Raw genomic sequence first — 22,353 nt, 5'->3', positions numbered from 1 at the left:
ATGAAAGCAGTCATACTGGCCGGCGGCCTCGGCACGCGGCTCAGCGAGGAATCGCATTTAAAGCCCAAACCGATGATAGAAATCGGCGGCCGGCCGATACTCTGGCACATCATGAAGCTGTTTTCGCATTACGGCATCAACGAGTTCATCATCTGCCTAGGCTACAAGGGCTACGTGATCAAGGAATACTTCGCCAACTACTTCCTGCACATGTCCAACGTCACCTTCGACATGGCCGCCAACCGGATGGAAGTCCACCAGCGCTACGCCGAACCCTGGCGGGTCACGCTGATCGATACCGGCGAAGCGACGATGACCGGCGGCCGCCTGAAACGGGTGCGCGATTACCTGGACGGCCAAGCCTTCTGTTTTACCTACGGCGACGGATTGTCCGACGTGGACATCGGCGCGTTGATTGATTTTCACCGCCGCCACGGCAAATGGGCGACCGTCACCGCGATCCAACCGCCCGGCCGCTACGGCGCGCTGGACATCGCCGACACCGCAGTCAAGGGCTTTCAGGAAAAGCCGGCCGGCGACGGGGCCTGGATCAACGGCGGCTTTTTCGTGTTGGAGCCGGATATTTTCGAAGTAATCGATGGCGATCAAAGCAGTTGGGAAGGCCAACCGCTGGCCGATCTGGCCGCCCGAGACCAACTGCGCGCCTACAAGCACGCCGGCTTCTGGCAAGCAATGGATACCTTGCGCGACAAGACCCAATTGGAAGAACTGTGGCGCCTCGATCCGCCCTGGAAGGTTTGGGCATGACCTTGTTCAACGGCCAGTATCGCGGCCGGCGGGTGCTGGTTACAGGCCACACTGGTTTCAAGGGCAGCTGGCTGAGCCTGTGGTTGCGGGAACTGGGCGCCGAGCCGATCGGCCTGGCCTTGCCGCCGGAAACCGCGCCCAACCATTGGCAGCTACTCGGCCTGGACATGGTCGAATACCTTCAGGATATGCGCGACAGCGCGGCGGTGGCCGAAATCGTCGCCGATGTCCAACCCGACATCGTCTTTCATTTGGCCGCGCAACCCTTGGTACGGCGCGGCTACCGGCAACCGCTGGACACCTGGACCAGCAACGTCGTCGGCAGCGCCAATCTGTTGGAGGCCTGCCGCCACGTGCCGGCGGTGAAAGCCGTCGTCGTCGTCACCACCGACAAGTGCTATCAAAACCGCGAATGGCCGTGGGGCTACCGGGAAACCGATAGCCTAGGCGGCCACGACCCTTACAGCGCCTCCAAGGCGGCGGTGGAACTGTTGGCGGCCAGTTATCGCGATGCTTTTTTTCAACGCTCCGGTACGCCATTACTGGCCACGGCCCGCGCCGGCAACGTGATCGGCGGCGGCGATTGGTCGGAAGACCGGCTGATTCCGGATTTGGTCCGCGCCGTCGAAGCCGGCGAGACCCTGGAAATCCGCTCCCCGCAAGCCACCCGGCCCTGGCAACACGTGTTGGAATCGTTGAGCGGTTATCTGCTGCTGGGCCAACACTTGCTGGAGGAACGGCGCGATGCCGCCGACGCCTGGAACTTCGGCCCGGACGCCGAAGGCAACCGTAGCGTGGCCGACGTATTGACCGAGTTGCAGCGGCATTGGCCGAAACTGCACTGGCAAATCGGCAGCGCTCCGCAACCGCACGAAGCCGGCCTACTGTATCTGGACAGCAGCAAGGCCAAAAGCCGACTCGATTGGCGGCCGGTTTGGCCGCTGGATACCGCGCTGGCCGCCACGGCAGCTTGGTACCAAGCGCCGCTATCCGCCAAGCCGGCGGTCAGTCGGGCGCAATTGCAGGACTATTCGGCAGCGGCGAGGCAAGCGGGCATCGCCTGGGCTCGGTCATGAAGCTTTTACCCACCCCGCTGGCCGGCGTCGTCGTCGTCGAGACCTCAGCGTTTCAAGACTCGCGCGGCGCGTTCGCCCGCTGGTTTTGCGAAGACGAACTGGCTCAAGCGGTCGGCACGCGCCGCATCGTCCAGATCAATCATTCGCTGACCCGCGCGGTCGGCGCGGCGCGCGGCCTGCACTATCAGCGGCCGCCGCATGCCGAGACCAAATTCGTTCGCTGTTTGCGCGGCCGGGTCTGGGACGTGGCGCTGGATCTACGGGCCGATTCGCCGACCTTCCTACAATGGCACGCCGAGGAATTGAGCGCGGACAACGCCCGGATGCTGGTGATTCCGGAAGGCTGCGCGCACGGCTTTCAAGTGCTGGAAGCCGCCAGCGAACTGCTGTATCTGCATACCGCCGCCTACTGTCCGGATGCCGAAGCCGGCGTCTCGCCGACCGATCCGTCCGTGCAAATCGCCTGGCCCTTACCGATCGGTGACTTATCGGCCAGAGACGCCCAACACCCCGCCCTGCCCCCCGACTTTCGCGGAATCGCCTTATGAACTGCCGCCACTGCCACGCGCCGCTCGAACACGTATTCCTAGACCTGGGTTTCGCACCGCCGTCGAACGCCTACTTGAATGCCACCGACCTGAACAAGCCCGAACTGTATTACCCGCTGAAACTCTACGTCTGCGAACAATGCTGGCTGGTGCAAACCGAGGATTACGCGGCGGCCGAGCAATTGTTCGATCGCGACTACGCCTATTTTTCGTCGGTGTCGCAAAGCTGGCTGCGCCACGCCGCCGATTACTGCCAGACCATCCGCGAGCGCTTGGCGTTGGATGCCGACAGCCTGGTCGTCGAAGTCGCCGCCAACGACGGTTATTTGCTGAAAAACTTCGTCGCCGCCGGCATTCCCTGCCTGGGCATTGAACCCACCGCCAGCACCGCCGCCGCCGCCGAAGCCCTAGGCATTCCGATTCTGCGCGAGTTTTTCGGCGACGCGCTGGCCCACCGTCTGGCCGACCAGGGCCGACGCGCCGATCTGATCGTCGGCAACAATGTCTACGCCCACGTGCCGGACATCAACGACTTTACCGCCGGCCTCAAAACGGCGTTGAAACCGGCCGGCACGATTACGCTGGAATTTCCGCACCTTTTGCGGCTGATCGAATCGGCCCAGTTCGATACCGTGTACCACGAACACTATTCCTACCTGTCGCTGCAAACCGTCAGCCGCATCTTCGAACGGGCCGGCTTGCGGATTTGGGATGTCGAGGAACTGGCCACCCACGGCGGCAGCCTGCGGGTGTACGGTTGCCATGCCGAACACGGGCGCGAGCCGACGGCGGCGGTCGCCCAGGTGTTGACCCACGAGCGCGACTTCGGCCTGGCCGACTTGGCCGTTTACCGGGCGTTTCAGCCGCGCGCCGACCGCATCAAAAACGATTTGCTGGCCTTTCTGATCGAGCAACGCCGGCTCGGTCGGCGAGTCGCCGCCTACGGCGCGGCGGCCAAGGGCAACACCCTGCTGAACTATGCCGGCGTCAAACCGGATTTGCTGGCCTATGTCTGCGATGCCGCGCCGTCCAAGCAAGGTAAATTCCTACCCGGTTCGCACATCCCGATTCTGCCGCCGACCGCGCTGACGGAGCGCCAGCCGGACATCCTGCTGATTCTGCCGTGGAATATCCGCGCCGAAATCGTCGCCGATTACCGGAAAATCCGCGACTGGGGCGGGCAATTCGCGGTCGCGGTGCCGGAATTGAGCGTGTTTTAGGCCGAAGATGCCGACGCGAATCCAGCCCAGACTCGCCCGGAGCCGACCATGAAAGTCTTAGTTACCGGCGCCAGCGGCTTCGTCGGCCGCCACGTCGTCACACACTTACTGGAACGCGGCCACCGCGTCACCGCGCTGGCTCGCGACGCCGGCAAGGCGCAAGGTTTGGTTTGGTTCGACCGAGTCGAGTTCCTGAGCGGCGACGTACACGCCGACCGCTTGCCGGACCGCTTGGGACAACTTGACGCGGTGATCCACCTGGCTTGGCCGGGACTGCCCAATTACCGCGAGCTGTTCCATTTCGAACAAAACCTGATCGGCGATTACCGCTTCCTGAAGTCGTTGGTCGAACAAGGCGTCGGGCAATTATTGGTCGCCGGCACCTGCTTCGAATACGGCTTGCGAAACGGCTGCCTGGCCGAAGATTTGCCGACGCTGCCGGCCAATCCCTACGCGCTGGCGAAGGACAGTTTGCGAAAATTTCTGCAACAACTCCAACGACATCATTCCTTCACGCTGCAATGGGCTAGACTGTTCTACCTGTACGGCGAAGGCCAGCACGCCAACAGCCTGCTGGCGCAATTGGAGCGGGCGATTGCCGACGGGCGGCCGACATTCGATATGTCCGGCGGAGAACAGCTCCGCGATTACCTGCCGATCGAAGTCGCGGCCCGCCGCCTGGTGCAATTAGTCGAACGCCCGGACGCCAACGGTGTCTACAACGTCTGTAGCGGTACGCCGATTTCGATCAGAACGCTGGTCGAGCGGCATATTCGCAAGCGAGGCGCCGACATCGCGTTGAATCTGGGCTACCATGCCTACCCCGATTACGAACCGATGGCGTTTTGGGGCAATCGGCGCAAACTGACCCAGTTGTTGGGAACGCTCGACTGAGTCGTCGGGCGCTATCGACACCGCAGGAGCCAACCCTAGGAAAACCTTGATGAAAGCACAAATCAAACCTCGCATTAACCTCGACGAACGCACCCCGCTGCAAGACGTGATTCCGCTGGAAACGCCGTTCGTGTTGTTCGTCGATCCGGCCAGTTCCTGCAACTTTCAATGTACGTTTTGCCCGACCGGCGACCGCGAACTGATTAAGCAAACCGGCCGCTACCAGGGCGCGATGAAGCTGGAGCTGTTTAAAAAGATCATCGACGACTTGGCGGACTTCCCGCAAGACATCAAAGTGTTGCGGATGTACAAGGACGGTGAGCCGCTGCTGAACAAACACCTGGCCGAGATGGTGGCCTATGCCAAGCAAAGCGGCCGGATACCTTACATCGACACCACCACCAACGGCACGCTGATCGATCCGGACCGGATGGGACCGCTGATCGAAGCCGGCCTGGATAAGATCAATATTTCGGTCGACGGTATGAACGAGGAGCAATACCAACGCTTCACCAAGTTCGACTTCGAGTTCCAGCGCTTCGTCGATAACATTCATTGGTTGTACGAGCACAAGGGCGATTGCGAAATCGTCATCAAAATTCCCAGAGAGTTGATTACCGAAGCTCAGCAGCAAGAGTTCTACGATACCTTCGGCGATTACTGCGACCGGATTTTTATCGAAAATTTCGCGCCATGCTGGCCGGAATTCGACGTGGAAACCCGCACCGGCTTCAAGATTACCGAAGGCATTTACCAGCAACCCATCACGCCGACCGACACCTGCCCCTACATTTTTTATTCGATGTCGGTCAATGCCGACGGCTTGGTCAGCTCCTGCTTTCTGGACTGGGGCCGCAAGTTGATCATCGGCGACGCCAGAGAACAATCGATCCGCGACATCTGGCATTCCGACGCCTTCAACCGCTTGCGGATTCAACATTTGGAAGGCAAGCGCCGGCAAAACCCGGTGTGCTCGCAATGCGGTCAGCTCACTCATTGCCTGCCCGACAACATCGATCCTTACCGCGAGCAATTGCTGCCCAAGCTGTTGCGACGCAGCGTCCTAGAAACCGCTTGAACCGACGGCTTCCAGCCAACCATCAATGATCCGGGTCCTGCACATCACCCCGCACCTGGGCGGCGGCGTCGGTAAAGCCCTATCGGGCCTAGCCCGGCAAGCGGCCGCTGAGAACGCCGGGGTGTCGCACCGGTTTATTTGCCTGGAAGCGTTGGAAAAAACCCAGTTCGTCGAAGCCATCACCTCGCTAGGCGATCCGAATTTCGCGGTCGAAGTTTGTCCGTCGCCCGATAGGCTGCGCGTTGCGATGGCGGAGGCTGACATCGTGCAATTCGAATTCTGGAACCATCCGCTGTTGCCCAAGTGCTTATGCGAAGCCGAGCTCCCGCCGCACAGGGCCTTGTTTTGGTGCCATATTTCCGGCCTGGGGAATCCGCTCATCCCGGCCGGTTTAGCGGCGATCGCGGACCGCTGGGTGTTCACCTCGGCATGCTCGCTGGATAACCCTGCCTTCGCCGATTTGAGCGATGCCGAGCGACAAAGCCTTGGCGTGGTCTCCAGCGCCGGCCTCGCCGACTTGCCGCCGCTCCCGCAACGTCAAGGCCGGCCGCCGCGTCTGGGTTACGTCGGCACCTTGAACTTCGCCAAGCTGCATCCGCGCTTCGTCGAGTTTCTGGCGGCGGTGCCGCTGGCCAACCTACGCGTTAAATTGCTCGGCGACATCGCCAACCGCGCCGAACTGCAAGCGCGGTGCGCCGCCGTCGGCCGGCCGGATTTATTCGAATTCGCCGGTTATTCCGAGGACATCCTCGCCGCCTTGGCCGACCTGGATATTCTGGTATATCTGCTGAACCCGCTGCACTACGGCACCGCCGAAAACGCGCTGGTCGAAGCGATGGCGATGGGCGTCGTGCCTATCGTGCTGGACAACCCGGCCGAGCGCCGAATCGTCACGCACGGCCAAACCGGTTTGGTCGTCAACGGCCCCGCCGAATTCGCCGAGACGCTGACCGGGCTGATTAACCAACCCGAACAACGCTTGGCCTTGGCCCAGCAGGCCGCCGGATTCGCCAGAACCCGCTACACTTTTGCCGAAATGACTGCCGGACTCAATGCGCATTACCTGGATTTGATGAACGCCGAAAAACGCCAACCTGCTTACGCCGCCGTATTCGGTAACTGCCCCTGCGACTGGTTTAAAGCCTTCCAAAACCCGAACGGCCCGTATGCCGACGACGGTAGTATCCCCGCCGGCGCGGACTTGGCGCATGGCGATTTCGAGCGCTCAAAAGGCAGCGTGTTTCACTTTTTGAAGTACTTTCCGGACAACCCGAGACTGCGGTCCTGGAGCCGGGCGCTCGCCGAGCCGCTCCGTTCCGCACCGCTCAATGCCCGGCAAACCCTAGCGTAAGTTTTATGCTCACCAAACAAGAAGCCAAAAACATCGACATCGCCGCAACCCGGGTCGACAATCTGCTCAAGGCGCTCGCCGAAAAACGCATCTTGAGTCTGATCGTCGAGCCGACATCGGAATGCAATCTGAGTTGCACCTTCTGCGACATGCACTCCGGACGTTACGACACCGATCACCGCAAGGGCATGATGAGCGACGCGGTGTTCGACAAACTGCTAACCGATCTGCAAGCCTTACCTTACAAGATGGCGATGATCCAATTTCACGGTTACGGCGAACCGCTGCTGAACAAAAAGATCGCGGCGATGCTGGCCGCCTGCAAGTCGCGGGGGCTAGCCGGAAAGCTGCGCATCATCACCAACGGCACCGTCCTGAAACCCGAGATTCTGGAAGAACTGTTGAATTCCGGCGTCGACGAAATCCACATCAGTCTGGATGCCTTCAGCCGCGAGGAATACCAAACCATCAAGGGTAAGGACTTCTTCGACAAGTTGATGCGCAACATTTACGCGGCGGCCGAAGCCGTCGAACAGCGTCAAACCGTCCAGCTTTACATCAAACTGGCCTCATCCGACGCCGAGTTGTACGGCATCACCGACAGCCTGTTCCAGCGAGGTTGGGACGGCCTGAAAACCTTATGCGAGCATTCGCAGGTGGTCCATCTGAAAGACATGCCGGTGTTCCACACCCACGACGGCCAAAAAATCGGCTTCGCCGGTTCCAACGCACCCTGCGAAATGCCGTTCTACATGGCCTACGTCAAATTCGACGGCAAGATTTCGGCCTGTTGCGCAGACATCTTCGGCGAATTGGCGATCGGCGATCTGAGCCAACAAAGTCTGCGGGAGATACTGGAAGGCCGCGCGCTCAACGACATTCGCAAAACCATGCTGGGAGGCGATCTCAAGCACCAGAAACCAATTTGTTATTACTGCGGCGCCAAAACCGTCGTCGATCTCAGCGCCCATGCCGAACAAATCCGGACGCTGTTGGACGATTGAAGCGCCCCGATTCGTCGTGTTCCCGATCGCAAATCCGTTCAGCCGATGATCTTGCAACATCCCATCGCCCGGCAATTTAGCCGCCTACCCGATCCGGCCGAAGCCCGCCGAATGCTGCGCCGGTTACAGCAAGTACCGAGTCACGCAGCCCCTCGCCGAGTAGACAAGCCGGTAACGTTGTACGGTGCCGGCAATTTAGGCAGACTGGCCCATGCCTACTTCAAGCGGATCGACGTCACCGTGCAAACCGTCGTCGACGCCAACGCCGGCACGCTGGCAAACACCCCGTTCTGGGAACAAACCCGGTTGATCGCGCCCGAGGACGTCCCGAACAAACTCAAAACCAAGACCTTGCTGGCAATCAGCATCGCCAACGATCCTTTTACACCGGTGGCCGAATATTTGACTCGGCAAGGCTGGCAGGATGCCGTGCCGTTTTACGACATTGCCGAAGCCTACCGCGATCGCCATCCGCTCTCCAACGGCTGGTTCGCCGACCCGTTCAGCGACATTGATCTGGACCGCATCGAAACGGTATTGGACGGCTGGCACGACGCCGTGTCCCGCGCGCACCACCTGCAATTCATCGCCTGGCGGCGGCTGCGCCAGGAATGGACGTTTTCCGCCGCGCCGGTCACGACCGACGACCGCTTCTTTATCCCCGAAGTGTTGGACTGCCTAAACCACGAGGAGCGTTTTATCGATTTGGGCGCCCATACCGGCGGCGTCGCCCGGCGCTTTTGCCAACTGACCGAGGGCCGCTTCGCCGAACTCTGCTTGATCGAGCCTGACCGAACCAGCCTCGCGCAACTCGAAGTCACCATGGACGAACTGGGGCTTTGCGACGATGCCCGGTTGCGGGTCATGGATTGCGGAATCGCCGCTCGAACCGGGATGGGGCGGTTTTACGAAGGCTTGGACTATGCCTCGCAACTGACCCCGCTCGGCAAGCGCAAATTGCCGGTCGTCGCGCTGGACGATTTGGAGTTTACGCCGACCTTCATCAAACTGCATCTGGAAGGCGGCGAGCTCGACGCGCTGAAGGGCGCCGAGCAGACCTTGTTGAGTCATCGGCCTATCGTCGTCGCCACGTCCTACCACAACGTCCAAGGACTCTGGGAATTGCCGCTGTGGCTGATGCAAACCTTGCCGAATTACCGGTTCTTGCTGCGCCTGCACAGTTGGTGCGGCACCGGCGCGGTGATCTACGCCCTGCCCAACGAACGGAGCAGCCATTGAGCGATTTTTGGACGCGCGCCGCCGATCTCCGTACCGATCAACAGCCCTTGGTTAGCCGCTTTCAGGCAGCGCTTTCGACGGGCATCGTCGTCTACGGCGCCGGATTCGTCGGCACCTGGGCCGTCCAGTATCTGCAAGGGTTGGGCGCCAAGGTCGTTTGCGTGGCGGACCGCAATCCCGAAAAATGGCACACGGCGATACGCGGCGTTCCGGTCGTAGCGCCGGAGCATCCTTCGGTCGCCGAAACCGGCTGGGTGCTGGTGGCCGCCCGCCACGCGGCTAAAGCCGTCGTCGAGCAATTGACCGCAACCGGCCTGACCGCGCTGAGTTTCGATGCGTTTTTCGCGGTCAGCCGCTATCCAGACATTCTGGAAATCAACGAGGCTTTTCTCGCCGACGAATTATCCCGGCAAACCCTGGGCGCCGTGGTGTTGGCCTGGCTGAGCGGCTCGCCGGCACCTTGCCGCGACGTGCAAGCCCCCGATCAATATTTTTGCCTGCCGGGATTTGCCGACGACGACCGCCACATTTTCATCGATGCCGGCGCCTACGTCGGCGATACCGTCGAGAAGTTCATCTGGGCCTGCCACGGCGCCTTCAAACGCATTCACGCCTTCGAGCCGGGCGAGCGGCAATTCGCCGCGTTGCGCCGGCGGACCGAACGCTTGACGGCGGAGTGGGCATTGGACGACGGTCAAATCGCGCTGGTCAACGCCGGCGTTGCCGAGGCCAGCGGCCGGATGGCTTGCGTCAACGTCAGCGGACCGGCACAAAGCTTGAATCTGGTCGAGGCCGCCGCCGATCGCGACGATCTGCCGACTAGCGCGGTTTACAGCCTGGACGACTACCTGCAAGGCCAGCCGGCCAGCTTAATCAAAGCCGACGTGGAAGGCCTGGAACTAGCAATGTTGCGCGGCGCGGCCGCCACGATCCGCCGCTGCGGCCCCAAAATGGCGCTCAGCGTCTACCACTTCCCCAGCGATATTTTCGAGATTCCGGCCTACGTGCGTAGCCTGGATTCTAGCTATCGCTTCGCGTTGCGCCACCATTCGCCGCTGCTGATGGAAACCGTGCTGTATTGCTGGAAAGAATAACCACCCGATTTCGCCCCCACCACACCGAAACCTCTCATGGACGCCAACAAGCAATTCGAAACTTACGTCGCCGACAACATTCGCCGGATCGGCACCGACCGCGATTTCATCGGACTTTCCAACATCTGGGTGCGCGAATCCATCCGCCATAATTACGCCCAGAACTTTACCTGGCTAGGCCGGCCGGTCATCCAGGTGCCGCAGGACGTTTACGCGATTCAGGAATTGATTTGGCGGGTCAAGCCGGACCTGATCGTCGAAACCGGCATCGCCCACGGCGGCTCGCTGGTGCTGAGCGCATCGATGCTGGCCCTGCTGGACTATTGCGACGCGGTCGCCGCCGGCCAAGCCTTGGACCCGCTGCAAAGCCCGCGCAAGGTATTGGGCATAGACATCGACATCCGTCCCCACAACCGCGCGGCCATCGAAGCCCATCCGCTGGCGCATAAAATCGAGACCCTCCAGGGATCGTCGATCGCCCCGGACATCGTCGCCACCGTCAAGGCCCGCGCCGCGCAAGCCCAACGCATCTTGGTTTTCCTGGACTCCAACCACACCCACGACCATGTGCTGGCCGAACTGGAAGCCTACGCGCCGCTGACCTCGGAAGACAGCTACTGCGTGGTCTGGGATACCGGCGTCGAAGATCTGCCGGAAGGCTTTTGCCGCGACCGTCCCTGGGACAAGGGCAACAACCCGAAAACCGCGGTTTGGGAATATCTGCGCCTGCTGCGCGGCGAAGGCCGCCAAGCCGCCGACGGCAAGGTGCTGAATTTCGAGATTGATAAAACCCTCGAACATAAAATCGCCATCACCGCCTCGCCGGACGGCTTTCTGCGCCGCGTACCGGCTTGACACCAACCATGGTTCGATACCTCGCACCGAACGCGCCATGACTCACGAAGTTCCGTTAATCGCCACCGGCGACCGGCACTTTCCGCCGCTGCCCGCCTCCGCGCAAGCCGCGATTTTATTGCCGACCGCGCGCTGGACGCCGATGGCGCGCTCGGTGATCGCCTCGCTGGTCGGCACGGCCAACGAGGAAACCGTGGTGCTGGTCGCCGACAACAGCGAAACGCCGGAAAAACGCGAATTTCTGGAACGCATCCGGGCCCTGAATCCCTATATCTTCGCGATCGCACACCAGAAGAACGTCGGCGGCGCAGGCAATTTGAGCTATCTGTTCGAGTGGTGCGGCGACTTACCCTATTGCGCGATGATGGCCGACGACGACTGGATGTCGCCGACTTATCACGCCGACGCCTTCGAACTGCTGCGCGGCGACGCCAAACTCAGCTGCGCCGAGGTCGGCAGTACCTTCGTGGACATCGGCGACGGCAAGCTGGTCAACGTCAGCCAAGCGGCGATGCAGGGTGCAACCCCGGCCGAACGTCTGCCAACCTGGCGCCCCGAGGTGGCCCGCGCGACGATGTACAACGCCTCGCGACGCGGCGCGCTGAACCACGCCTTGCAATTCCTGGCCGCGACGCCGCTGCACGGCCTGACCTTGGCCGAAGACTTGTGGGAATTGAATCGGTTGGCCTTGGGCGATTTCGTCAGCCAGCCAGGGCCGGGCTGCTTGGTACATTATCCGGCGAACGGCTCGCAAAACGGCGACGGCACCCAACGCTTCTACGAACTGATCTGCAAAGGCGTCGGTCTGCAGTTTTCGTTCGTGTATTTCACCGCGCTGAGTACCGCGGTCCAATGCGCCTTGTTCTTGGGCGGCAGCCACTCGCCGATTGCCGACCCATTGCAACGCGCCGTCTGCGCCCAACAGGTATTCGCCAAAATCTACGCCGCCGGCTTTCTACCGATGGTCAGTGCCGAATCCAGCCACGCCGCCGCCCGCATGCTGTTCGCAGAGCACCCGCGAGCGCTGGCCGGCTACCTGAAATTTTGCGCGCCGCCCTACAGCTTGCAACCGGTGTTTGCCGCCGACGTCGTATGCTGGTTCATCGAGTTGATCGAAGTCTTCGAGGATAAAACGCCGGCGGCTCCCGAGCGGCTATCACGCCGCTTCGCCAGCTTCGTCGACGGTCTGATGCCGGGCTTGCTAAATGCCGACGGCGATTGCTGATCCGAATTTCGCGGCAAATTGGCGGTAACCCAAGTATTCGGTGATGGACCTTGCACAAAGTCGTTGATCACGGTGCGGACAGACCGGTGTCGGAACGCCCTCAATCGCGGCTGAAGCCGCTCCCACGCCCATTTGTTGCATTCTCCGGGGCGAAAATCTTTTCACGAACGTTAGGCAATCAGTCACCTAGCCGGCCACCAGAGTATCCGACGAAGTCGAATAGAACTAGTGACCGATCGCTATCGCTCCATCAATTCCCTTGTGATTGCTCGAGTTGTTATGATAGCGTGCAAGCGCGCGTTGACAGACACTGAAAATTAGTGGCCTAATCCGAAGGCATTCGGCGGAGAATGAACGCCAGACGACCTTGACCGAAAATCTCGAATCAACCTTTGCGGCAGCGTTTCACATTGGTTTTCGGGAAAAATGAGCGGCCGGCTTCGCAAATGCGCCGATACATAAGTTTACGGGACGAAACCAACCGCCACCGGCACGTCAATTTGGAAGAGACTTCCGCTCAATCACACTGCGGCGGTGCCGACATCCATCGGAAGACGGATCGCAAAATCTTGAGTGGCCGGGCGCGGAATATCGGTCGAGACCGCCGAATTCCGCGGTATTCCATTTGATACAAGTAGATCGGACTGTCGCTACCGATGCCAGATAACTTCAATATTACGATGGATCAGCTCCGGGTCGGGTTATATATCCACCTCGATCTCAAGTGGTTTGATCACCCGTTCTCGTTCAGCAATTTCAAGATCAAGAACGAGGCACAGATCAAGACCATCCAGAGTCTCGGGCTCAAGTCGATTCGTTACGATCCGGCCCTCAGCGATGTCAATCCGCTCCCTCAAAAGACACAGCAGGTACAGCAAACACCGGAAGCGGCCAAGCCTGATATTTCGCCGGTGTTGGCGGCCAAGGTCGCGCTGGTAGAACGCATCCAGCGGCAGCGAGAGGCAGCGGCGCGGATTGAAAATGCCTTTATCGATACCGCTAAAACGATACACGGCATCGAGAAAAGCCTGTTTACCATGCCGGCGGAGACCGTGCGAAAGGCGGGACAATTGGTGGATCAAATTATCGACTCCCTGCTTTCCGCGCCGGAACTCGCCATACACGTCATGATAGGCAAGGCAGGTGCCGAGGAAATGTATTACCACTCGTTGAATGTCACCATGCTGTCGCTGATGATGGCGCGCGACATCGAGTTGCCCCAAGAAGTGGTCGGCACTTTGGGCATAGGCGCGCTATTTCACGATATTGGTCATAAGGAGATTCCGTCCAAGATCCTGATGAAAAAGGAGCCGCTCAATCAGGCCGAGCGGCATTTATTCGAAATGCATTGCCAGTATGGCGCGGATATCGGCCAGCGACTGGGGCTTGCACCCGCCGTCTTGACCATCATCAGCGAACATCACGAATTGTTCGATGGGACCGGCTACCCGAGCAGACTCAAGGGCGAAGCGATAGGCTTACTGTCCCGCATCGTCGTCATTGCCAACCATTATGATGAACTTTGCAACCCGGTGAACATTAACAACGCGCTGACGCCTCACGAGGCTTTGTCGACGATGTTCGCCAAGTTGCGCAACAAATTCGATCAGAAATTGCTCCAGGTCTTCATCCGTTGTCTTGGGGTGTATCCGCCCGGTACGATCGTGCAGTTTTCCAACGGCGTGATCGGCATGGTCGTCACCGTCAATACCGCCAAGCCGATGAAACCGCTGGTGCTCATTTACGACGCGGATATCCCCAGGGACGAGGCTATCCTGGTGGACATGGCCTGCGAAGCGGATGCGAATATCGCGAAGGCGATCAGACCTGCGCAGGTTCCGAGGGAAATATACAACTACCTCAGTCCTCGCAAACGGGTCAATTATTATTTCGACCCGAGCAGCCCCGGCCAGGAGCAAGCCAGATGAGCAGCCTCGAACATCTGATGATCGATTACTGCCAGCATATGATGCTGCTGGTTGAACCCGGTGAGTTGCGGATCATCGTCGCCAACAAGATGGCAGAGAAAATGCTCGGCTATTCGGAACTGGATTTGCTGGCCATGGCGATCACGAATATCGAAAGTTCATTGCAGGACGTGTTTTATTGGGAAGACGTCCGCAACGGCCAATACCAGGATATCGAGACCCAGGATGGGCTTTATCAATGCGCCGACGGTTCGCTGCTGACGGTGACCAAATCGGTCAAGATCATTCACCACGATGGCCGTCCGCTGATTCTGATCCAAGCCAGGGATGTCCAAAACGAACACAAGGCCGAGGATGCCCTGGCCCAGCTATTGTCCCAGCTCAGGGCCACGCTGGAATCGACCGGCAACGGCATACTGGTCATCGATTGGCACGGCAAGATCGCCAACATCAACCGCCAGTTCAGTAGCATGTGGGGCATTTCGGACGACTTGCTGTTCGAGACAGAAGAAGCCGATATTCTCGAGTTCATTACCGGGCAGGTCGTCGAGCCCGAGGCATTTCGTGTGCGCTTACAAGAGCTCGTTGGGGACGGGGAAACCGAAGATATCCTGAGTCTCCAGGATGGCCGGGTTTTCGAATGCCGATCGCGGCCGCAATATCTTGGCGAACACATCATCGGTCGCGTCTTCGGCTTCAACGATATCACCGAACACAAACGCGCCGAGGAAGCGTTGCGCGACTCCCGAGATAAACTCGAAGAGCAGGTTCAAAAGCGCACCGCCTCGCTGCAAATGGCCAATACCCAACTGCTGGCCGAGAAGGCGCGTCAAGAGGACCTGATCAAGCAGCTTGAAGAAACCCAGATGCAACTGCTGCAATCCGAAAAAATGGCTTCGATCGGTCAGCTCGCGGCCGGCGTGGCTCACGAGATCAATAATCCCATTGGCTTCGTCAACTCCAACTTGAGTACCTTGCAGGAGTATGTGGATGGAATGCTCAGACTGCTGGCGGCTTACGAAGACGTCGAAGGTAAGCTGGTGAATGAGGCCTTGCAGGACATTACGCTTCTGAAGCAGGAAATCAATATCGGCTATCTGCGCCAAGACATCGGCGAACTTCTGGCGGAATCTCTCGACGGTTTGCAGCGAGTGCGGCGTATCGTTAAGGATCTAAAGGATTTCTCTCACGTTGGCGAATTGGAAAAGCAGTCGGCGAATCTGGAGGCGGGGCTCGACAGCACGCTGAACGTGGTATGGAACGAAATCAAGTACAAAGCCGAGGTCGTCAAGGAATACGGCGCAATCCCCGAGATCAACTGCATCGCGTCCCAACTCAACCAAGTGTTCATGAACCTGCTGATCAATGCGGTGCAAGCCATCGAGGATCACGGCCGAATTACGCTTCGCACCGCTTATGACGAGAACAGTGTCTGGGTTGAGGTGGAGGATACCGGCAAGGGCATCAAGCCAGATCAGCTTGGAAAAATCTTCGATCCGTTCTTTACCACCAAGTCGGTCGGCATGGGCACCGGCTTGGGTCTTTCCTTATCCTACGGCATCGTGAACAAACACAACGGACGCATCGAAGTGAAAAGCACGGTCGGCAAGGGCACTTGCTTTCGAGTCTTGTTGCCCCGGACCGGCTGACAGGCTAATTTGGCGAGGTCGCCCGTGGTTGCTTTGCCGCCTCAAGTTCGCGGAAGTTGGACCGGCCCAGCAAGCCGCTTTGGCGAAGCGCAACCGTAAAAAACGGATCGATAGCGGCAGTCCGCGTTACCAACAACCGCCTTCTTCAAACGCAGAATCCGAGCGTCTTGATTGCTCAAAAAAGCCCTCCCCGCTACACCCCCAACTGCGCCCGCCAGAAGTCGTTCAGTACGTTGGTTTCCTGACCGCCGCCTTGGTAACGGTCCTCGAAGCGCTGAAACTCCTGCTCCAACGCGCTGAATTCCTGGCGTTGATGGTAGGACAGGCCGGCCGATAAATCGTTGGCGGCCCAGGTCGTGGTCCGGTAGCGCTGGAGTTTTTCGCGGGAAAACTCGTAATCGAAATAGCGCAAATGAATCAGCGTCAGGTCGTCGGCTTTTTCGCTGCGTTCGTAGCATTGGTGCTGGCCCGGCGTGAACGACACGGGGTCGCTGAGGATGGCCACCTTGTCCAAGGCGGTGTTGCGCAACAAGGCCCGCCGCTGGCCGACGATGGGCTGAGATAGATCGATCGCCGCATCGCTACCACGCAGATGCACCAAATCCCAACCGGTCGGGATTAACCGCCTGGGCGTATCGACGGACAAGCGGGTCACGTAATCGGCCAGACTCGAATACGCGGAGCGGGTCGGCACGATGAATTCGTCTGAATCGGTCACCACCACCAAGTCGTAAGTCTCCAGCAGAAAATGTTGGAAAATGCCCAGACTGCGCGACAGTCGCCACGAATCGAAACTGGTGCGGGGCTGGCGAATCACGTTGACGGCCGCCGGCAGATAAGTGCGCGGATCGCGGTCCGAGCCGTCGTCGATCACATACAGATTTTCCAGACCGAACTGGCGTCCGTAGTAATCCACCCATTTCGGCAGCACGAAGTCCTCGTTATAGGCAATCGTCAGCGCCGCCACCCGCTTGACCGTACTCGGCCTAGCCCGGTAAACCCCGGCTTGCAAGGCTTGCCGGGCTAACAGCGTGGCGGCCAGATTCAACCGGTGCGCGACCGCCCGTTGCGTGTCGCCGTTGTATTCGTGGAACACCAGGCGCTCCAACTCCTCGCTCCGCTCGGTGCCGATCGGTATCGCGATCGGCAAGGCCGCGCCGGTCAGCGGAAAGCGGCCCAGCACGACCTCGGCGCCGGCTGCGTCGGTCTGGCAAACCACCAGCACGCCGTCGCGCGGCGTCTCCGACAACATGACCTGGCACTGCTCGTAATTCAAAAAAGTAATATCGATTTTCATAGGCTACTCAAAATAGGCCGGAACCCTGCCGGCGGTGACGCCAAGTCGGCAACGCAGCCGACCGCCAACGCGCAAGGCCACGACCGGGAAACAGATCGCCGGCGAGATGATGCCGGTAATGGCGCGGCATCTTTCGGGAATTTGTGACCCGCGTTAAACGCGACCGCTTCGGAACCGACGCTAAGCATAATCGGACGGCCCAGCGATACTAAGCGACTCAAAGAAGTCGGCGAACTGTTCCGAGAACGCCCGTCCCTCATGTAAACTTCCATGGCTTGAGAAAATAGTCCTCTCCGTCTCTAGCTCAATAATCTCTGCGTCGAAATCACCACTTTCCCAATATGTAATCCGAGCCACCATCGTAGGCGTATCTATATCGAGTCGCGCTGATGGATTGTGTGACATTTCGCTTTCTGTGACTCTCGCCTCGACATCATTGCCGAGAGCCTTATCTGTGATTTGCTTTGCCCAGCCGATAAAGGTGTCCAACACGCTCTCTCCTCTCATGGAAGTTTAGTTGCCGAGTGTAGGATATCCGTTGCTTCGGGCATTTAAGGAATTGACATTCCTTTTCGAGCCGCAAGCCGCCCCTCTAGAGAGTTGGGGCCAATAATTTTAGCCCAACCTTCATTTGTTGCCTTCAACGATGACGTCGGGACGTTGAACTCAACGTACATACTTCCCGGCTTCGCCTGGTTTATAAAAGCCGAAGCATCCTCTGGATCCGCAACATGGGTGGTTCCAGAAAAGCTTTCCTGCACCTTTCCAGACGCCTTCATGGCATCATGCTCAGCCTGCGACATCCACCGCCCGACTCTGGTTGTTTCCTTTACAACTTTACTCGTATCCCAAATTGTATCGGTAATCTTGCCAATTTTTCCTAGGAGACCTCCACCCGTCGCCCCCAAAGCAGCGGAAATACCGACATCTCCCCAGTTGACGGCACCAATATCACCACCGTTGCTGTACATTTGCAAACCAAAATCAAAGGTTGCGCCAACAAACGCCCCGAACAACCCGAAAGTCCCCGTCGGATCCGTATAGCCGACCGGATTGCCGAACACCCCAATGCCCTGAAGTTCAACGGTTACAGTCCATATAAGCCGCCGGCCGAATGAAGTCGAAGCCAGCCATTTTGCTTCGACTTCGCTCAGCCAACGGCTTAACTTAAAGACATTACTTCCAAGCAATCTACCAGATGTATCTATCCCGCCGGCCGAAAACCTCCCGTTCCGGCTCAAACCTCGGGCCGGCCGGCCGGGATACTCGACGGAGCGGTTTCAAACCTCACCGTTGCGGATTGAGCGGGGACGATTCCGGCTGCAAGCCACAGCGATCTGTGTTGAACATGCATGCTTCTCTATTGGTACAGCATCGTTCCAGCTTCGATAAGCAACGTGCTTGTTGGAACACGGAACGTTTTACGATGAACGCGAATCGGCCTAGAAAGTTTTTGAAGCGTTCCACGATAACCATGGAACGCCGCACTGCGCCACCTCGGCGATCTACTCCAATCGGACAATGTTCTTCGGCGGGCATCGAGCGATCTACCTCAACCAGACACTGGTCTATGTTCAACCGAGAACGTTGCAGGTTGCCGAGAAGTCGTTAGCCGTTTCGTCGAGAACTCTGCACTTCCAACACTGACCGCTGCGGGTTCACCTTGAATGCTTCCCGGTCTAAACCGGAACGGTCCAGTGTGATTGGCAATCGATGTGAGATTTTGTTGAAGCGCTGGTCTTCAGCTCAGAGTCGCCGGACCTGTCGGGCACATCGCGGCGGATTGAACTAAAAACGCCGCGAAGCGCGCGAACATTAACGTTCCGCCGCTCAAGCTCCCGGCGCGACCCGGACCAGGGCGATCCCCCAAAAATGCCTCGCCCGGCGAAATGGCCGTCAGCGCCGATGTGTGGGCCTAAGACACCAAAGCGAGGACAAGCACGGATCGCTCGGTTGAAATATCCGCGCGAAATCGCGTGGATTCAAGCTGGCTTCGGAATGGTTTGCCTCAACCACTGCCTACCCTAATTTCAGCGCGGCCTCGGCCAGCTTCGTGCCGATCACTCTGGCTTCGATTTTGGCGAATGCGGTGTCTCGCCCGGTAGAGCGGTCGTCCTCGAACGGCGAAAATCCGCAATCGTCGGTGCTGCCCAATTGGTGGATTGGTATAAATTCGGCGGCTTGCAAGATCCGGTCGCGGACCGATTCCGGCGACTCGACCGCCGGATCAAGCACATCGATGACGCCGACATAGACCCGCTGATGGCCCCGGAGATGGTCGCGGACCACGGCCAAGACCTGTTCCGGTCGGTTTTCGCTCGCCAGTTGCATATAAAAATGGCCGGCCTGAAGTTGAAACAGCTCGGGCAACAGCTCGGCATAATCAACGTCGGCGCTGTGGGTGGAGTCGTGGTCGCCGCCCGGACAGGTATGGACGCCGATCCGTTGGCGTTCGTCCGCCGTGAAATGCGCCAATACCCGGTTGTTCAGCGCGATGAATTGCCGGAGCAGTTGTTTGGACGGATCGAGCTTCACGGACAATCGGCCTTCGGTAAAATCGATCTGCACATGTTGCGCGCCTTGCGCCAGACAACCGCAGATGTCCGCCACGGCTTCCCGGATCAGATCGTCGATAAACGCCTCGCGCGTATAGCCTTCCAAGCCCTGTTGCGGGTAAAGCAGACTGAGCGCCGACGCCGAGATGACGGCCTGTTTCAGCGGCCGTGCGGTATAGCGTTTGGCGGCGCGGACATAATCGCCGGCATAAGCGCCGTAGCGGAACGGCCCGGCATTCAACCTGGGCAGTTGCCGGGTATGCCCGTCGGCGAACGGGATAACCACCCCGTCAGCGGCAAGATTGTCCAGCCCTTCCAGCGGATAGGTGGCGAAACTGGATTTGGTCTGTTCGCCGTCGGAAATCACCGGCGATCCGGTCCGCTCGAAGCGTTCCAGGGTGTCTCGCAGCGCCGCGTCGTAGCACGCATCCAGCCGTTCGCGCGGCAACCGGCCCGCGCGGAATTCGCTCAGCGCATCCAACAATTGCGGCGGGCGGGGGATGCTGCCGATGGCTTCGGTCGGTATTATCATGGGCTTCTCCGAGTGATTTGCAGGTTGTCGTAGGTCATTAAGCCTAAAAGAATCCGTTGGGTAAAATACGGACATACCGGTGGCGGAACGCCGTCAATCGCCGCTAAAGCCGCTCCCACGCCCTTTTTCTCACGCCTTGGGGCGAACCCTTTCATGATCGTTAGGTTGATTCGCCAATTTCGGCTAGCGGCGAAAGCGTCGAAAACCGCCAATCAAATCGCGCGGAACCGCCTTCGAACCAACGGCCGGCCCCGCAGTGATTGCCCGGTCCGTCCTTAGTCGAACAACCCGGCGATCGTCGCTTCGAAGTTTTTGACGAAGCGGCGGGTGTCGAATAGCGCGGAACTGCGGCCCTGGGTGTGCAGGCGATGTCGATAGGTTTGCAACGCCGTCGGCTCCGATGCCAGCCCCACCGCCAGATTTTCGTAATCCAGCCAGCTGGTGGTAATCAATTCCGGCAGACCGACCGCGTGCAGCAAGCTGCCGGCCATCCGCGACGCGAAGGTCTTGCCGGAACAGGTCAGCACCGGCAAACCGGCCCATAACGCGTCGCTGGCGGTAGTGCCGGCGTTGTAGGGATTAGTGTCCAGCAATAAATCGGCCGCCCGGTAGCGGGCCAGATACTCGGACGGGGCGGCTTTGTCGGCAAACACCAGCCGGCCGGGATCGACTCCGCGTTTTACCGCCTCGGCCGCCAGATTGCCGCGCGCCGTCGGGTTGTCGATCGCCAGCCACAACACACCGCTCGGCACCCGCCGCAGGATGTTCATCCATACCGTAAACACCGGCTCGCTGATCTTGTAGCTACCGTTAAACGAGCAGAACACGAAAGCGTCGTCGGGCAAACCGCAGGACGCCCGGCTCGGCGTCTCGGCAATCGGGCGCTGGCTGTCGTTGGCTTGGTAAACCTCCGGCAAATACAGGGGCTTCTCGAAATAGTAGCGGGCCAGCGCTTCCGGAAATACGTAGCGGTCGGCCAGGATGTAATCGATCTCGGGCATGCCGCAACTGCCGACGTAACCCAGATACGAAATCTGCACCGGTGCCGGCTTGTGGGCGACGATGCCGGGCCGGGCGCCGGCGGTCAAGCCGGTCAGGTCGATCAATACGTCGATTTCGTGGCGGCGTATCGTTTGCGCCGCCTCCTCGTCGGACAGCGCATGGATAGGCAAATGCCTATCAAAAGCCGCCAGCATCCGCTGCCGCATCGTGCCGCCGTCCTCGGGACTGAAATCGATGCCGTACACTTCGAAGCGCTCTCTGTCGTGCAGTTCCAGCAACTCGGCGGTCAAAATGCTGACCGCGTGCCAGCGAAAGTCGCAGGACAAATAGCCTATCCGCAATTTGTCGTGCCGATAGCCGTCGAGCGGCGCCATCCTCGCCAGATTGCGCGGCACCTTGCGCTCCACCCAGGCGGTGATCGCCGCCAATTGCAGGGCCGGATCGTCGCTGGAGGCCAGCAAGCCCAAGGGCCCGACGTTCTGTTGTAAAGTCCGTAACGGGATGCCGGCCACGCCGTCGAACACCGGCCACTGGCATTTTTTCTGGCGAATATGCAGATAATGCTGCATCACGTCGGGTTGATCCGGCATGACCGCCAAGCTGCGCCCGAGCAAGGCTTCGGCTTCGTCGAAGTTGCGGTTGACCTCTTGCAGACGGCCGGCGTGATTCAACAACAAAGTCTGCCCCTCGACCGGTTGCAGCGCCTGCAACCAGATCGCCATTGCCCCGGCCTGATTGCCCTGAGCTTCCAACGTCAAACCCAAATTCACTGCCGCCTGATAAAAATCCGGCCTAAGTTGCAGGGCCTCTTGATAGACGGCGATCGCCTGCTCGATGCGTCCGGCCGGACGCAGCAGGCTGCCGAGATTGAACAGCGCCAGGTGGCGCAATTGCGGCTCGGCGCCGGGCGAGGCTAGCCAATCGGTATAACAGGCGATCGCGGCGGCGCTGTCGCCGCTTTTCGCCAACGCGTCGGCTTGCGCCATGACCTCCACCAAAGTCGTCGCTTTCATGGTTGCATTACTTGTGTTGTGTGCC

The 22,353-nt window shown here is 59.5% G+C and carries 19 protein-coding genes; 14 read left to right on the top strand and 5 right to left on the bottom strand.

Going from position 1 to position 22,353, the window contains the following annotated elements; genetic code table 11:
* From rfbF to ACQE3D_RS03870, 14 genes are all read left to right on the top strand, one after another.
* Positions 1–768, top strand: coding sequence for a glucose-1-phosphate cytidylyltransferase (gene rfbF, locus ACQE3D_RS03935; protein WP_313729032.1), 768 nt, complete (start codon positions 1–3; stop codon positions 766–768).
* Positions 732–1,844: a CDP-glucose 4,6-dehydratase gene (gene rfbG, locus ACQE3D_RS03930; RefSeq protein WP_313729033.1), complete on the top strand. Its 1,113-nt coding sequence runs from the start codon at positions 732–734 to the stop codon at positions 1,842–1,844. The genes rfbF and rfbG overlap by 37 nt, the downstream gene beginning before the upstream one ends.
* Positions 1,841–2,392, top strand: coding sequence for a dTDP-4-dehydrorhamnose 3,5-epimerase (gene rfbC / locus ACQE3D_RS03925; protein ID WP_313729034.1), 552 nt, complete (start codon positions 1,841–1,843; stop codon positions 2,390–2,392). Before rfbG ends, rfbC begins: the two co-directional genes overlap by 4 nt.
* Complete coding sequence (locus ACQE3D_RS03920; protein WP_313729035.1) at positions 2,389–3,612, top strand: class I SAM-dependent methyltransferase; 1,224 nt, start codon at positions 2,389–2,391, stop codon at positions 3,610–3,612. Before rfbC ends, ACQE3D_RS03920 begins: the two co-directional genes overlap by 4 nt.
* A 48-nt stretch (positions 3,613–3,660) precedes the next feature.
* The gene (locus tag ACQE3D_RS03915; RefSeq protein ID WP_313729036.1) at positions 3,661–4,506 is read left to right on the top strand and encodes an NAD-dependent epimerase/dehydratase family protein; all 846 of its coding nucleotides are present in this window, start codon (positions 3,661–3,663) and stop codon (positions 4,504–4,506) included.
* 49 nt (positions 4,507–4,555) lie between these two features.
* Complete coding sequence (locus tag ACQE3D_RS03910) at positions 4,556–5,584, top strand: radical SAM protein (RefSeq protein WP_313729037.1); 1,029 nt, start codon at positions 4,556–4,558, stop codon at positions 5,582–5,584.
* 25 nt (positions 5,585–5,609) lie between these two features.
* Complete coding sequence (locus tag ACQE3D_RS03905) at positions 5,610–6,935, top strand: glycosyltransferase family 4 protein (RefSeq protein WP_313729038.1); 1,326 nt, start codon at positions 5,610–5,612, stop codon at positions 6,933–6,935.
* Positions 6,936–6,940: 5 nt separating this feature from the next.
* A complete protein-coding gene (locus tag ACQE3D_RS03900; RefSeq protein WP_313729039.1) occupies positions 6,941–7,939 on the top strand; it encodes a radical SAM/SPASM domain-containing protein in 999 nt (332 codons plus the stop codon).
* A 45-nt stretch (positions 7,940–7,984) separates the two neighbouring features.
* Positions 7,985–9,178 (top strand): FkbM family methyltransferase, encoded by a 1,194-nt coding sequence (locus ACQE3D_RS03895; RefSeq protein ID WP_427551402.1) that lies wholly within the window; start codon positions 7,985–7,987, stop codon positions 9,176–9,178.
* Positions 9,175–10,272 (top strand): FkbM family methyltransferase, encoded by a 1,098-nt coding sequence (locus ACQE3D_RS03890; RefSeq protein ID WP_313729041.1) that lies wholly within the window; start codon positions 9,175–9,177, stop codon positions 10,270–10,272. The genes ACQE3D_RS03895 and ACQE3D_RS03890 overlap by 4 nt, the downstream gene beginning before the upstream one ends.
* A gap of 36 nt (positions 10,273–10,308) precedes the next feature.
* Positions 10,309–11,127, top strand: coding sequence for a cephalosporin hydroxylase family protein (locus tag ACQE3D_RS03885; RefSeq protein WP_071157772.1), 819 nt, complete (start codon positions 10,309–10,311; stop codon positions 11,125–11,127).
* Positions 11,128–11,164: 37 nt separating this feature from the next.
* Complete coding sequence (locus ACQE3D_RS03880; RefSeq protein ID WP_313729042.1) at positions 11,165–12,352, top strand: glycosyltransferase; 1,188 nt, start codon at positions 11,165–11,167, stop codon at positions 12,350–12,352.
* Between the two features lie 656 nt (positions 12,353–13,008).
* Positions 13,009–14,280, top strand: a complete 1,272-nt coding sequence (locus ACQE3D_RS03875) for an HD-GYP domain-containing protein (RefSeq protein ID WP_313729043.1) — start codon at positions 13,009–13,011, stop codon at positions 14,278–14,280.
* On the top strand, positions 14,277–15,929 hold the full coding sequence (locus ACQE3D_RS03870) for an ATP-binding protein (protein WP_313729044.1): 1,653 nt from the start codon (positions 14,277–14,279) through the stop codon (positions 15,927–15,929). The genes ACQE3D_RS03875 and ACQE3D_RS03870 overlap by 4 nt, the downstream gene beginning before the upstream one ends.
* Before the next feature lie 193 nt (positions 15,930–16,122).
* Here the strand turns inward: ACQE3D_RS03870 and ACQE3D_RS03865 are convergent, their stop codons facing one another.
* The 5 genes from ACQE3D_RS03865 to ACQE3D_RS03845 form a co-directional block, all read right to left on the bottom strand.
* Positions 16,123–17,226, bottom strand: a complete 1,104-nt coding sequence (locus ACQE3D_RS03865) for a glycosyltransferase family 2 protein (protein ID WP_313729045.1) — start codon at positions 17,224–17,226, stop codon at positions 16,123–16,125.
* Positions 17,227–17,406: 180 nt separating this feature from the next.
* Positions 17,407–17,718, bottom strand: a complete 312-nt coding sequence (locus tag ACQE3D_RS03860; protein ID WP_313729046.1) for an immunity protein TriTu family protein — start codon at positions 17,716–17,718, stop codon at positions 17,407–17,409.
* Between the two features lie 59 nt (positions 17,719–17,777).
* A complete protein-coding gene (locus tag ACQE3D_RS03855) occupies positions 17,778–18,416 on the bottom strand; it encodes a hypothetical protein (protein ID WP_139306215.1) in 639 nt (212 codons plus the stop codon).
* 829 nt (positions 18,417–19,245) lie between these two features.
* Positions 19,246–20,313, bottom strand: coding sequence for a cobalamin-independent methionine synthase II family protein (locus tag ACQE3D_RS03850; RefSeq protein WP_313729047.1), 1,068 nt, complete (start codon positions 20,311–20,313; stop codon positions 19,246–19,248).
* Between the two features lie 275 nt (positions 20,314–20,588).
* Entirely contained in the window at positions 20,589–22,328 is a 1,740-nt protein-coding gene (locus tag ACQE3D_RS03845) for a tetratricopeptide repeat protein (protein ID WP_313729048.1), read from the bottom strand.
* Positions 22,329–22,353 lie beyond the last annotated feature (25 nt).

This window comes from Methylomonas sp. MS20 (assembly GCF_050275925.1).
GTDB classification, from domain to species: Bacteria; Pseudomonadota; Gammaproteobacteria; order Methylococcales; family Methylomonadaceae; genus Methylomonas; species Methylomonas koyamae_A.
The sequence above is the reverse complement of the archived record's forward strand: the minus strand, read 5'-3'. Positions and strand labels throughout refer to the sequence as shown.

Bases quoted from the DNA above. Each gene is read 5' to 3' on its own strand.
- rfbF (WP_313729032.1), top strand. From the start codon at position 1: ATGAAAGCAGTCATACTGGCCGGCGGCCTCGGCACGCGGCTCAGCGAG.
- rfbC (WP_313729034.1), top strand. From the start codon at position 1,841: ATGAAGCTTTTACCCACCCCGCTGGCCGGCGTCGTCGTCGTCGAGACC.
- ACQE3D_RS03920 (WP_313729035.1), top strand. From the start codon at position 2,389: ATGAACTGCCGCCACTGCCACGCGCCGCTCGAACACGTATTCCTAGAC.
- ACQE3D_RS03915 (WP_313729036.1), top strand. From the start codon at position 3,661: ATGAAAGTCTTAGTTACCGGCGCCAGCGGCTTCGTCGGCCGCCACGTC.
- ACQE3D_RS03910 (WP_313729037.1), top strand. From the start codon at position 4,556: ATGAAAGCACAAATCAAACCTCGCATTAACCTCGACGAACGCACCCCG.
- ACQE3D_RS03905 (WP_313729038.1), top strand. From the start codon at position 5,610: ATGATCCGGGTCCTGCACATCACCCCGCACCTGGGCGGCGGCGTCGGT.
- ACQE3D_RS03900 (WP_313729039.1), top strand. From the start codon at position 6,941: ATGCTCACCAAACAAGAAGCCAAAAACATCGACATCGCCGCAACCCGG.
- ACQE3D_RS03895 (WP_427551402.1), top strand. From the start codon at position 7,985: ATGATCTTGCAACATCCCATCGCCCGGCAATTTAGCCGCCTACCCGAT.
- ACQE3D_RS03885 (WP_071157772.1), top strand. From the start codon at position 10,309: ATGGACGCCAACAAGCAATTCGAAACTTACGTCGCCGACAACATTCGC.
- ACQE3D_RS03880 (WP_313729042.1), top strand. From the start codon at position 11,165: ATGACTCACGAAGTTCCGTTAATCGCCACCGGCGACCGGCACTTTCCG.
- ACQE3D_RS03875 (WP_313729043.1), top strand. From the start codon at position 13,009: ATGCCAGATAACTTCAATATTACGATGGATCAGCTCCGGGTCGGGTTA.
- ACQE3D_RS03870 (WP_313729044.1), top strand. From the start codon at position 14,277: ATGAGCAGCCTCGAACATCTGATGATCGATTACTGCCAGCATATGATG.
- ACQE3D_RS03865 (WP_313729045.1), bottom strand. From the start codon at position 17,226: ATGAAAATCGATATTACTTTTTTGAATTACGAGCAGTGCCAGGTCATG.
- ACQE3D_RS03850 (WP_313729047.1), bottom strand. From the start codon at position 20,313: ATGATAATACCGACCGAAGCCATCGGCAGCATCCCCCGCCCGCCGCAA.
- ACQE3D_RS03845 (WP_313729048.1), bottom strand. From the start codon at position 22,328: ATGAAAGCGACGACTTTGGTGGAGGTCATGGCGCAAGCCGACGCGTTG.